1 protein-coding gene is annotated in these 587 nt (G+C 36.3%); it reads right to left on the reverse strand.

All coding sequences use genetic code 11. The features are described from left to right. Window positions 1–587: hypothetical protein (locus tag HMPREF1253_RS00135; RefSeq protein ID WP_023054739.1), on the reverse strand; the 587-nt coding region annotated here is incomplete at both ends.

Below are 587 nucleotides of genomic sequence, written 5' to 3' on the forward strand. Positions count from 1 at the left end.
CCTGAGCGGTAATATCTAAATCTCTCTCACCTCTTTCAATTCGATTTAACATCGAGATTGCTTCAAGGTTATTGTTTAATCTCTCACTTGGAGATAACTTGTCAGGTAGCGTTTCTTCTTTAATTTGGAAGTTATGAGCTTCTGCTTTCTTTATTTCTACTTCTTCAGTAGTCTGCTCTGGATGTTTATATATTTGATTTTCAAATATCCTCTCAAGGTCGCTTTCAAGACGATAAGGAATGACATCGGAGCCTGTTATCATCCCGCCAAGATATTCTGTATTATCTTTAACTGTTACCGTCTTTAGGTTATTTCCCATATCATCAAAGCGTGTGATGGTATAGTCTTTAGCCTTGTATTTGACTTCATCTCCAACGATAAAGTTTGGTCTTTCAAGGCTTATATGCTTCAGAAGATCCTCATTATCTGTAAAGGCTACAATCGGAATTTGATGATTGCCTTGTCTTACAGGATCAAGCCACAAGTCAATTTTTCCTGTGATTTCATTTTTAGAAATTTCTCTGATCTTGTACTCTTCATGATGAAAGTAGACGGTATCACCTGCTTTAACTGCAAAATCCTCTAAA

The sequence above is a fragment of the Peptoniphilus sp. BV3C26 genome (assembly GCF_000478985.1).
Classification (GTDB): Bacteria; Bacillota; Clostridia; order Tissierellales; family Peptoniphilaceae; genus Peptoniphilus_B; species Peptoniphilus_B koenoeneniae.